At 40.7% G+C, this 12,373-nt stretch carries 10 protein-coding genes; 2 read left to right on the forward strand and 8 right to left on the reverse strand.

Annotation, left to right across the window (positions count from 1 at the left end; translation table 11 throughout):
* Nucleotides 1–68: 68 nt before the first annotated feature.
* Nucleotides 69–2,687 carry a magnesium-translocating P-type ATPase gene (gene mgtA / locus FZC40_RS07325; protein ID WP_148603260.1) on the reverse strand — a complete coding sequence of 873 codons (2,619 nt, stop codon included), beginning with the start codon at nucleotides 2,685–2,687 and terminating at the stop codon, nucleotides 69–71.
* A 295-nt stretch (nucleotides 2,688–2,982) separates the two neighbouring features.
* On the opposite strand from mgtA, the gene FZC40_RS07330 reads away from it, so the two are divergent.
* Together FZC40_RS07330 and FZC40_RS07335 are read left to right on the forward strand one after the other, a co-directional pair.
* Complete coding sequence (locus FZC40_RS07330; protein WP_148603261.1) at nucleotides 2,983–3,492, forward strand: DUF6323 family protein; 510 nt, start codon at nucleotides 2,983–2,985, stop codon at nucleotides 3,490–3,492.
* Nucleotides 3,485–4,846, forward strand: coding sequence for a DUF6179 domain-containing protein (locus FZC40_RS07335; protein WP_148603262.1), 1,362 nt, complete (start codon nucleotides 3,485–3,487; stop codon nucleotides 4,844–4,846). Before FZC40_RS07330 ends, FZC40_RS07335 begins: the two co-directional genes overlap by 8 nt.
* 159 nt (nucleotides 4,847–5,005) lie before the next feature.
* On the opposite strand, the gene FZC40_RS07340 is transcribed toward FZC40_RS07335, so the two are convergent.
* The 7 genes from FZC40_RS07340 to speD form a co-directional block, all read right to left on the reverse strand.
* Complete coding sequence (locus tag FZC40_RS07340; RefSeq protein WP_148603263.1) at nucleotides 5,006–5,398, reverse strand: PaaI family thioesterase; 393 nt, start codon at nucleotides 5,396–5,398, stop codon at nucleotides 5,006–5,008.
* 44 nt (nucleotides 5,399–5,442) lie between these two features.
* Nucleotides 5,443–6,579 (reverse strand): carboxynorspermidine decarboxylase, encoded by a 1,137-nt coding sequence (gene nspC / locus FZC40_RS07345; protein ID WP_148603366.1) that lies wholly within the window; start codon nucleotides 6,577–6,579, stop codon nucleotides 5,443–5,445.
* 3 nt (nucleotides 6,580–6,582) lie between these two features.
* A complete protein-coding gene (locus tag FZC40_RS07350) occupies nucleotides 6,583–7,782 on the reverse strand; it encodes a saccharopine dehydrogenase family protein (RefSeq protein ID WP_148603264.1) in 1,200 nt (399 codons plus the stop codon).
* Between the two features lie 213 nt (nucleotides 7,783–7,995).
* Entirely contained in the window at nucleotides 7,996–8,844 is an 849-nt protein-coding gene (gene speB / locus FZC40_RS07355) for an agmatinase (protein ID WP_207706706.1), read from the reverse strand.
* Nucleotides 8,837–9,688 (reverse strand): polyamine aminopropyltransferase, encoded by an 852-nt coding sequence (gene speE, locus FZC40_RS07360; protein ID WP_148603266.1) that lies wholly within the window; start codon nucleotides 9,686–9,688, stop codon nucleotides 8,837–8,839. The genes speB and speE overlap by 8 nt, the downstream gene beginning before the upstream one ends.
* 2 nt (nucleotides 9,689–9,690) lie before the next feature.
* Nucleotides 9,691–11,124, reverse strand: coding sequence for an aminotransferase class I/II-fold pyridoxal phosphate-dependent enzyme (locus FZC40_RS07365; protein WP_148603367.1), 1,434 nt, complete (start codon nucleotides 11,122–11,124; stop codon nucleotides 9,691–9,693).
* A gap of 45 nt (nucleotides 11,125–11,169) precedes the next feature.
* Nucleotides 11,170–11,964 carry an adenosylmethionine decarboxylase gene (gene speD, locus FZC40_RS07370; RefSeq protein WP_148566276.1) on the reverse strand — a complete coding sequence of 265 codons (795 nt, stop codon included), beginning with the start codon at nucleotides 11,962–11,964 and terminating at the stop codon, nucleotides 11,170–11,172.
* Nucleotides 11,965–12,373: the final 409 nt, after the last annotated feature.

Raw genomic sequence — 12,373 nt, forward strand, 5'->3', positions numbered from 1 at the left:
ATGCACAATATTTATTATATTATAAACATTTTGCTTAAAATTGTACACAATTCAAACGATAATATTATTCACTCTCCAAATTTGTGAAAAAACCAAGTTTTAACTAGTTGGGTCAAGACGATATATCCCATTAAAATAAATAACAGCAACAGCCAGTAAAGCGGCGGTAATGACACAAACCCCAGTGTTTGAGCGAGTGGCGAAACCGTCAGCCAGGCCGCCGCTAAAGCAATGAGAATTGATGAAATAAGCAGAGGCCAGCTTGCGCGGCTTTGAAGAAATGGTATTTTATTGGTCCGAATGACATGAATAATCAGCGTCTGAGTAAAAACAGATTCAACAAACCAACCGGTATGAAACAAGGCCGGATTATCCCAGCAGTTAAATACATTAATCATCATGAAAAATGTCAGATAATCGAAAATCGAACTGATCGGTCCAATACATAAAATGAATTTTTGGATTTCTCCGATTCGCCATTGACGGGGTTTCTTCATCCATTCCGGATCAACCTGATCGGTGGGGATGGTTGTCTGGGAAAAGTCATATAACAAATTATTAGTCAGTACCTGTATTGGCAGCATCGGCAGGAATGGTAAAAATGCACTGGCTCCGACTACGCTGAACATATTACCAAAATTGGAACTGGCAGCCATTCGGATGTATTTAACGATGTTTCCGAATACCCGTCTGCCTTCTTTAACCCCTTGTTCCAGCACCAAAAGATTATTATCCAACAAAATGATGTCTGAGGATTCCTTGGCAATATCGACCGCATCATCCACAGAAATTCCAACATCGGCCGCCTTTAAAGCTGGAGCATCGTTGATTCCATCTCCCATAAATCCGACAACATGGCCATTTTTCTGCAAAGCATGGATAATCTCCTCTTTATGATTTGGCGAGAGTTTTGCAAAGATGACGGTTTCATTGACTGCTTCAGCAAGTTCCGCTTCATTCATTTTTTCAATTTGAGAACCGATCAAAATCTTATCAGTGGCAAGCCCTACTTCCCTGCAGATATAGGCAGTCGTAACCTCATTGTCACCGGTTAGAATCTTAACTCCCACATTCAAATCCTTTAAACGTTTCAATGCGTCTGGCACAGAGTTTTTCGGCGGATCAAGGAAAGATAAGAATCCCAGCAGCACAAGCTCCGATTCATCTTTAATTTCATAAACCGGCTGATCCGAAGCATTCGGAATTTCCTTGTATGCCAGCGCAATAGCAAGAAATCCCTGCGCATTTAACTCGCCAACGACCTTCTCTGCGTTTTCTTCATATTCGGGAAGCATCGGAAAAATGTTTCCATGGATTTCCACACGGTTGCAACAATCAATAATTTTGTCCACCGAACCTTTGCAGATCAATATATTCAAACCAGTTTCGTCTTTAACAATAACCGACATCCGTTTTCGGGTAAAATCAAAAGGGATCTCATCGATCTTGTTATACTTTTCATCGGCTTGTAAAAACTCTTCCAATTCACCATGATCGAGAATCGCTTCATCCATGAGATTTTTCAATCCGGTATGATGATAACTATTCAGATACCCATAATGCAGGACCCTGGAGCTTGGTTCTCCCTGTACATTGACGTGCTTTTCAAGAATTATTTTCCCCTCTGTGATGGTTCCGGTTTTATCGGTGCATAACAAGTCCATGGCACCAAAATTTTGAATTGAATTCAAGCGCTTGACAATCACCTTTTTGCGGGACATCATCATTGCTCCCTTTGAAAGATTGACCGATACAATCATCGGCATCATCTCAGGGGTTAATCCGACTGCGACTGCCATTGCAAAAAGAAAGGCTTCCAGCCAGTTCTGCTTGCTGATACCATTAATCAGAAATACCACAGGTACCATAACCCCAATAAAACGAATCATCAGCCAGGTAAATCCATTGATCCCTTTATCAAAACTCGTTAACTCCTGTTCCTCTGTAATACTGGCGGCCAAAGAGCCAAAGTATGTTTTATCACCGGTATGAATCACCACTGCCAAAGCCGTTCCGCTCACAACATTTGAACCTAAGAAGCATAAATTCTCAACTTCTAGAGGATTACGCTGGTCTTTTGACACTGGTTTTGACTGTTTTTCGATTGGCATCGCTTCTCCCGTAAGTGCTGACTGATTGAGAAATAAGTCCTTAGCTGATAGAATGCGAATATCACCGGGGGTCATATCCCCCGCCGATAAACGAATGATATCTCCGGGAACCAACATCTTCAGTGGTATTTCTTTTTCTTCTCCATCCCGGATCACAGTTGCTTCGCTGCTGACCATTTCTTTAAGTTTTTCCGCGGTATTATCAGCACGCATTTCCTGAAAAAAGCGAAGAACAACGCCTAAAATTACCATTGCAAAAATAACTAAGGTCGCCCGTACATCTCCGGTCAGATATGAGATCACAGCCAAAACGGAAAGCAGAATAACTAAGGGATTTTTTAAATTATTGAAAAAATGCAGCAGCACCGATTTCTTTTTTTTTCGAGCAATCTCATTGAATCCGTATTGTTTTATTCTCAAATTGGCTTCATCCTCTTGAAGGCCTTTTAATTGCGTATCAAGTTGCCTCAAGACATCATCGTTTTCTGCTGTTGCCATTTTTAATAACTCATCTGAGAAAGTCATATTTTTTTCTTTGGAAAGACTTTCTTTATGGTCATTTTTTTTATTTTCCATTGATCTAAATACCTCCAGTCCATTTTAGCATGCAATTTTATATTTGTATTACCCTTATTCCTCAAAAGCAATCAACTGGTACAAAAAAGAAAAACAGGCGCCGCTATTAAAACGGCACCTGTTTTTCTTTTTATATTTATTGATTTAGCTTAACACTTGTGATATCATTAAATTTATACGCACAAATAATATATTCTGATAAATTACAAGCGTATCATATCACATAAAAAATGCATTGTCAATAAAAAATACGTCTTTTATGTCTATCAAATATTTTACAAATGAGGTAACCAACATGTCATTTAATCTAATGCTTTTTGATAATGCGCTTGTCCAAAAGCAAGCCGTTTCAGAAATAATGCTGTGTAACGAAATAATCGATCAATATTCACTGGCACTAACCGAAGCATCCGCTCTTGAACTTGTTGAAACGCGTTCCTATTCCCTCGAAAATTTGGGAAGGATTGAATTTGGTGGCGGAATCATCGGAAAAATAATTATCGTATTTTGCGACTCTCCCTATCTTTCGCAAGATAATTTTGAAGGAATTCTGCACGAACTTATTGAAATATTTTATTACTATAAAAATGAAACTCTTGATTTAATGAGTGACGATGACCTAATCAACTATATGAAAATGTATTTTGATGGTGTTTGTCACGGCTCCCTGGACCAACTTAAATTCAGTGAGCTTGATAGAATGGCACGAAATGTCAGGTTTGGCTACAACCCAGATTATAATGAGCTGGAAGAAGCAATCAAAAGAGAAATGGAAGCGGAGGAGAAAGAAGAAAACAATGAATAGTATCGATAAACACTCAAAAATTGATGAACAGAAGCTTAGTAAGGAATTTTTTTTTCAATCACTTTTACAAGAGGCTTATATCCAGGGTGAACTGAGCCAATTAGAATCTGAACGCATCCAGGGAGAATGTCTTAAACTCTTATCCGAAAGTACTGAACGGTATACAAAAGGGCAAAGCAGCTCGGTAAGTGTGGAAATTGCCCAAAATATTATGGCTTCCAACTTATACACCATCAGTATTTATCTAAAGTCATTGCCTAATGTTTCAACAGCTATTTATCACATCATTCATGAACCCATTGAAAAGCTCTACGAATATGGCTACAAAATCATTATCCGAAAACTGAATGTTGCAAAGTATTTTTTTCATCAAATTGATAAAACCAAAATTTCAACTCAAAACCACACTTATAATGCAACCATTGAGACGGGACTTAAACCCTTTTTTGAACAATATAACGTAAACTTTGGTACCCATGAAATCCCCGGTTCAATTGATTATCAGCTCATCCATCCCGTCACTGACTTAGCCGGTGTGGAATACATCATTCAATATTTGGAAAATTTATACTATGAAAATTTATTTTGCCAAAAATTTGATGCCGACATCATTCACGAAGTCATGTGCGGTTATGATGAAAATTACAAAGACTTACTTGAGAATCTTTGCGAACAGGTTCTTCAAAATGCTTTGGGATGTATATTCCTAAAGAAACCGGTTCAATCTCTAGACTTAAATCTTTTGGATATTCAAAAGATAGAAAATGAGCTACAAGGGAAAAAACAGCCGTTTATTTTTGATCAATTACTGGCAGCAACAAATGAAATGTTTGAAGACTTGGAGATTTCAAACACCTCAGTGGAGCACTATCTTCTTTCAAACTTGCCTAAAATAGCATTAAAGATTTGCACCGCACTTGAAACAAGTTCCATCGAGAAAGTTTTTGTTCCGCGTTTCAATCCTCATTCGAAAACCATTGTCAAATACTACATGGGCGTTAAGATGGATGATAAAACCTATCGGGATATTGTCAGTGAATTGCTTTCCTGCCGATATTTTGAAGATAAACTACAGATTATAAAAGAGTATATTAAAACACTTGCCGATATGGAAGATATTATCATAGCTGGTCAATTTTCCGCAGCTGAAGCATCCACCGTGTTTGATTTGCTAGACGATATTGAGGTAGCGGCTTTAATTAAGCACAATCCCATCAACCAGGAAGTAAATGTCGTTGAATATTCAGAAGCAGAAGTTTTGATGCAGAAAAATTTAAAGCTGTATTTAGAAACCATACCAACCGAGCGACTCGCTAATATTCATAAAACGATGGCCACCATTGAAGTGATCTAAAGCTACTAGAACCGAAGGTCAATTTCTATAGGGTCATTGTTTCTAACAAAAGCCAAGCCAGAGTAAATCCTTTTACTCTGGCTTGGCTTGGTTTACTTTCTCTTGCCCTTGTTAATAACAATTGCTCAACATCCATCGTTTATCAGCAATCGGGGAGCCCTATCGAGGTCTTTTAATATATCCCGTTCCGTTAAATCGGGCAATGATTTCATCCGTTTCATCAAAAATATCCACAGTATAATTACAAATACTTCTGGTCGAAGAGATCTCTTTGGCTTTTGCAAACAGCCACTTGCCTTGCGGTGATTTAAAATATGATATGCTTGCATTGATTCCCACAGTAACCAGTCCTTTTGTATTTGAGGCTGCTGCAAATGCATAATCTGCCAGTGTGAAAATCACCCCGCCCTGAACAATATTTACGCCGTTAAGATGTACTTCTTTGATTTCCATTTTCACTTCTGCATATCCATGATCAACTTTTACCAGTTTTATTCCCAGCGAATTGGCGAAACGATCATTTTCTATTGTCTTAATCATATCTTTATCCATACCCAGCTCCTTTTTCGCTTACTAAACAGCCAACCGGTTATCCATCAGGACAGCCGGTTTTTAAAATCTTCATATCCGAATTGCTTAACCATTCGGATGTTTTTTGCTTCTGTGAAAATGGCAATCGAGGGTAAATTCATGCCGTTGAAGGTATTGTTTTTTACCATGGTGTAGATGGCCATGTCGCAAAATACAAGTCTGTCTCCAATTTCAAGCTGGCGATCAAAAGAATAATCTCCCATAATATCTCCCGCCAGACAGGTTGCCCCACCCAGACGATAGGTAAACGGCTTTTCTCCGGCTAACCCTGCTCCGATGATTTCCGGGCGATAGGGCATTTCCAATACATCCGGCATATGGCAGGCAGCAGATGCATCTAAAATCGCATTCTGAATTCCATTGTCAACAATATCCAGTACCGTTGATACCAAAAAACCACTATCTAAGGCCACCGCTTCACCCGGTTCAAGGTATACTTTCACCTTGTATTTATCTTGAATGTACTTGATACAGGCGATCAGTTTTTCAACATCGTAATCTTTTCGGGTAATATGGTGTCCCCCGCCAAAATTCAGCCACTTCATTTGGTAGAGATAACAGCCAAACTGATCTTCCACCGCCATTATGGTTTCTTCCAAAGCATCGGCATTTTGCTCGCAAAGCGTGTGAAAATGAAGTCCCTCCAGGCCTTCAAGCAGTTCCGGTTTAAACTGATTTAAGGTTACCCCCATCCGGGAACCTGGTGCACAGGGATCATAAATGGCATGCTCCTGAGTTGAACACTCCGGATTGATTCGCATCCCGCAGCTTCGTCCGGCCGCCAATGCCTGGTCTTTATATTTCGCCCATTGGTTAAATGAATTGAAAATGATATGGTCGCATAATGATACCATCTGATCAAATTCATTCTCTAAATAGGCGGTTGAAAAAACATGGTTTTCTTTTCCCATTTTCTCATAACCCAGACGGGCTTCAAACAGACCGCTGGCAGTTGTACCCGATAGATACTTCCCGATAAGAGGGTATAAAGAAAACATCGAAAAAGCCTTTTGCGCCAGCAATATGTGACAACCTGTTCGTCTTTGAACAGCATCTAAAATCTCCAAATTTTTAATGAGCCGTTCTTCATCCACAATATAACAAGGGGTTGGCAGCTCAAAAAAAGCATCGTTAATTCGCATCATCTAATCAACGAGGTCTGGGGTGAAGCTCTCCTGCCAGGGCAGTCCCCATTTGTTCAATGCTGCCATAAACGGATCGGGATCAAATTCTTCAATATTGTATACACCCGGCCGGTTCCACTGTCCGGTCATCACCATCATCGTTCCGATCATGGCCGGAACACCAGTGGTATAAGAAATTGCCTGGGAACCGACTTCTTTATAACATTCTTCATGATCACAAACATTGTAGAGATAGTAGGTTTTATCCTTTCCGTCTTTTTTTCCCTGGAAAATGCAGCCGATATTTGTTTTACCCTTCGTTCTTGACCCCAATGTGGATGGGTCAGGCAAAACGGCTGCTAAAAACTGCAGCGGTACGATTTGCCGGCCTTCGAATTCAATCGGTTTAATGGAAGTCATTCCGACGTTTTCCAGGCATTTAAGATGGGTGAGATAACTCTCTCCGAAGGTCATGAAAAAACGGATTCGTTTTATCCCTTTGATATTTAATCCCAATGATTCCAGTTCTTCATGGTGAAGCAGGTACATATCTTTTGGTCCAATCTCCGGAAAATCATAAACCCGTTTGATCTCCATGGGCTTGGTTTCAATCCACTTTCCAGCTTCCCAATAGCTGCCGTTGGCACTCACCTCGCGGATATTGATCTCCGGATTGAAGTTTGTTGCAAAGGGATAACCATGGTCTCCCGCGTTGGCATCAAGGATATCAATCGTGTTGATTTCGTCAAAGTAATGCTTTTGGGCATAAGCAGCAAAGACTCCGGTTACCCCCGGATCAAAACCACTCCCCAATAAAGCGGTGATTCCAGCTTTTTCAAAACGTTCCCGATAATCCCACTGCCATTTGTATTCGAATTTCGCGGTATCCACCGGCTCATAATTGGCCGTATCCACATAATTCGTTTTCGTTGCCAGGCAGGCATCCATAATTGTTAAATCCTGATAAGGCAGCGCCAAATTTAGTACCACATCCGGCTTGAATGCTTCAATGATGGCAATCAATTCATCCACATGGTCAGCGTTTACTTGCGCCGTGGTGATTTTCGTATCACCCCCATCAAGTTTAGCTTTCAACGCATCGCATTTACTCTTTGTCCGGCTGGCAATGCATATTTCACTGAATACCCCGCTGTTCTGACAACATTTATGAATGGCGACGCTGGCAACCCCACCGCAACCAATAATTAATGCTTTTCCCATAATAATAGCCTCCTTTAATTTTAGATTTTTAAAAACCTGCCGTGAACCTTGCTGCCAGTTTTACACGAAACAATTTTTGCACTGTACGGCGGACAGTTCGATGAACTGTTCGCCTACGCGTTCCAAAATTGTTTGTGAAAAATGACCGCGAAGCAAGTGTTGTTTGAGTTTTTAGAATTCCGCAATTCCTGTTGATATTTTAGTTTAATTGTATTATTTAACCACTGCCAGCAACAGCTCACGCAGAACTTTGCAGGCCACGGCTGTGGAAACGCCGCTCTGATCATAAACCGGTGATAACTCGTTGATATCGCAACCCACAATTGACAGTTTGCTGACCATTTGAATGGCCTCTAATAGCTGCAAGAAATTAACGCCGCCGGGTTCCGGTGTTCCCGTTCCTGGAAAAACTGATGGATCAAGCACATCAAGATCTAGAGTAAAGTATATCGGCTTGCCGCTGAGCTGCTCCACAACCTGATCCAAACCTTGAAAATCAAATTTCTGTGTAACGACGTGTTCTTTTCCCCACCGAAACTCGCTCCGGTCTCCTGAACGAATACCGAACTGAAAAATTCGATCATCGCCAACTAAATCCCACACCCGATGAAGGACCGTGGCATGAGACAGCCTTGCCCCAAGGTAATCGTCTCGCAGATCCGCATGGGCATCAAAATGAACCACGTGAAGATCCGGGTATTTTCTAGCTACTGCCTGCACCGCCCCCAGCGTCACCAGATGCTCTCCGCCGATCATCACCGGCAACTTATTGTCACCAAGAATCTGCGCCGTGAACGCTTCAATTTGGCCCAATGCTTTTTTAGTATCGCCAAAACAAAGTTCCAGATCGCCGCCATCAAATACATTGATATCCGCTAAATCCTTATCCTGATAAGGACTATAGGTTTCCAGTCCATCGGAATCTCCCCGCATCGTTTTACTGGCAAAACGGGTTCCCGGCCGAAAAGAGGTCGTGGAATCAAAAGGCGCTCCAAAAACAACGGTCGTTGCTTCCTGGTAGTTGCTATCACATCCCAAAAATGTTTCGATATTTTTATTCAACATCTTTCAGCAGCTCCTCCACATAATTTGGCAGGGCAAAAGCACCGACGTGTAATTTGGTATTGTAATAGCGGGTTTTAAAACCTAACGCATTCCATTTCACCGCTTTTAAATCCTCAATCGGATAATACTTCTTCGAAGCAAATCCAAACAGCCAGTGACCAGAAGGATAGGTCGGAATATGTGCCTGATAAACCCGACTGATGGGGAACGAATCGACAATCCGTTTATGGGCTCGTTGCATCGCCACCGCGTCATCCTGATAAAATGCACTTTCATGCTGATTGACCATAATCCCGTCTTCCTTAAGCGCTTTAAAACAATTGCCGTAAAATTCCTTAGTAAACAGTCCTTCACCCGGACCAAAAGGATCGGTGGAATCGACAATGATGAGATCATATTCTTGTTCACAGCGGCGAACAAACTTTAATCCGTCCTGATAATACACTGATACGCGTTCATCACCAAAACAGCAGGCGGTGTGAGGCAAATACTTCTTACAAACTTCCACCACCAGCTCATCAATTTCCACCAAATCAATCTGTTCTATTTCTTGATAACGCGTTAATTCCCTGACCGCACCACCATCACCGCCCCCAATGACCAATACTTTCTTCGGTGCCGGATGAACCGCCATGGGAACATGTACAATCATCTCGTGATAGATAAACTCATCTTTTTCCGTCAGCATCATGTATCCGTCTAACGTTAAAAACCGTCCAAACTCTTTGGAATCAAAGACATCAATTCGCTGAAACTCACTATGACCGCAATAAAGCTGACGGTCCACCTGTATTGAAAATTTGACGGTGGGGGTATGTTTTTCTGTAAACCATAGTTCCATTGCTATCCCTCTCTCAGTACATTGAGATTCTTAATGTCCATATCTTCCGGACCGGTCATAAAGCAACCCTTTTCTTTCATGTACTCAATTGAATCAAGAATTTCCGCTGTGATTTTTTCTCCTGGTGCCAGAATGGGAATCCCTGGAGGATAACACATCACAAATTCACTGCAAATACGCCCTCCGCTTTGTTCCAATGGAAGTGCTTCCTTTTCTGCATAAAATGCCTCTTGAGGGGCTACCAGCACCTCTGGATTAATGTATTCATATTGCAGCATTCCGGCTTTATCTTTTTTATAAATGCGGCGAATTTCGGCCAGGGCACTCACCAGACGTTCTAAATTTCGATGCGTGTCGCCGACTGAAATATAGGCTAAAATGTTTCCCACATCTCCGAATTCAACTTGAATGTCATACTCATCTCTTAAAATATTATACACCTCAATACCGGCAAGACCCACATTCAAAGTATTAATTGATAATTTTGTCGCATCGAAATCATAAATTGTATCGCCGTTAATCAATTCTTTAGAATAAGCATAGTAATCGCCGATCTGATTGATTTCATCTCTTGCATATTGAGCCATCTGAGATACTTTTTCGAAAATTTCTTTTCCCTTGCAGGCCAGATTTTTTCGTGAAATATCCAAACTGGAAAGGAGTAAATAAGAGCCGCTGGTGGTCTGGGTAAGGTTGATAATTTGCCTTACATAACCTGGGTTGACAGCCGCCCCACCGACTAAAAGAAATGAGCTTTGCGTCAGCGAACCGCCGGATTTATGCATACTCACCGAAGCCATATCCACGCCTGCCGCCATGCCACTTAATGGCATGTTCTCGCCAAAATAAAAATGGGTTCCATGAGCCTCATCCGCCAGCACCAGCATTCCATGCTGGTGGGCCAGCTCCGTTATGGCTCTTAAATTGGAGCAGATTCCATAATAAGTGGGATTGTTGACTAATACCGCTTTTGCCTCGGGATTTTCTCTAATCGCTTTTTCGACTGCTGCCAAGGTCATTCCCAACGATATACCCAGTTTGTGATTCATTTCGGGATTCACATAGACGGGAATAGCCCCTCCAAGAATAAGTGCATTGATGACGCTGCGGTGAACGTTCCTTGGCAGAATAATTTTTTCACCTTTTTTACAGGCAGATAAAACCATACTCTGAACTGCAGACGTGGTGCCATTTACCATAAAAAACGCCTGTTTAGCACCAAAGGCATCTGCCGCCAGCTCCTCGGCTTCTTTAATGACTGAAACAGGATGACAAAGATTGTCAAGTGGTTTCATGGAATTAACATCCACTGACATACAGCTTTCACCTAAAAAATCAGTTAACTCTAAATTTCCTCTTCCCCGTTTATGTCCGGGAACATCAAAGGGAACAACCCGGCTTTTCTTTAATTTATTCAGGGCTTCCAATATAGGCATTCGTTCTTGTTGTAATTTTGACACTTTTCTTTATTTCCTCCCTTTTTAATACACATTACTGCCGCTGAAAATTTCAATCATCTCTCGACGAAGGCTTTCCGTTATTTGCAATCGCGTTCTTGGCGGCAATTCATAAGCATCCGTATTAAAAAGATAATTTTGCAAACATATTTCTTTTAACATCATTTTTGTATGAAAGATATTGGATTGATAAACATTAATATCAATCGCATCATATTCCTTCAATGTTTCATCATTGATATAATCCTGAATTGATGTAATCTTATGATCAATAAATAATTTTTTTCCACTCACATCCCGAGTAAAGCCTCGCACCCGATAGTCCATGGTGATAATATCTGAATCAAAGCTTCCAATGAGAAAATCCAGCGTACTTAACGGTGTGATTTCTCCACAGGTGGCGACATCTATATCCACCCGAAAGGTTGCAATGGAATTATCCGGGTGATATTCCGGATAGGTATGAACTGTCACATGGCTTTTATCCAAATGGGCGACGACCGTCTCTCCATTCAAATCAGTTTTAGGAGCATTTTCTCCCTGACAACCTCTAAGAAATGTTTCTTCGGCAATTAAAAATGTTACACTGGCACCCTGAGGATCATAATCCTGTTTAGATACATTCAGTACCCGAGCCCCGATCATCTCCGTAACACGATACAAAATCTTAGTCAAACGCTCAGAATTGTACTGTTCATCGATATAGGCAATATAATCCCGCTGTTCGCGTTCGCTTTTAGCATAACACACATCATAAATGTTAAAGCTAAGGGATTTGGTTAAATTATTAAAACCATTTAACTTTAATTTATTTTCCATATTCCACCCCATTTCAATTTTTCCCTGTAAAGCAAAAAACTCAAGTGATCTTCCAGCATCTGCTGTCCATCCACTTGAGTTTCTTTTCTACTAATTTTGTTTTATTTCGAATTAAATGCTTAATCGCATTTTCAGGTTTATTTATTCAAAATGTAGAAGTCAGAGTCTATATAGCAAGAACTTACTTTTACTACTCTTATTGATTGTTTCACAAGTGTGATGTGCAAAAACGCACACGGTTTTAAGTAACCAACTTATAAAATTTGAGCATTCGCTCAATCAATAAGGCAACGAAAGTTGCCAACCGGCATTCGACCTAGCTGTCCGTATGGCATTCAATTTCTTTATCATTCTTAAGTAAATCGGATAAAGAAATGGTCAAAATTCTTTGACGCATTCAGAAAATTTC

The sequence above is a fragment of the Acetobacterium tundrae genome (genome assembly GCF_008086615.1).
Lineage (GTDB): Bacteria > Bacillota > Clostridia > Eubacteriales > Eubacteriaceae > Acetobacterium > Acetobacterium tundrae.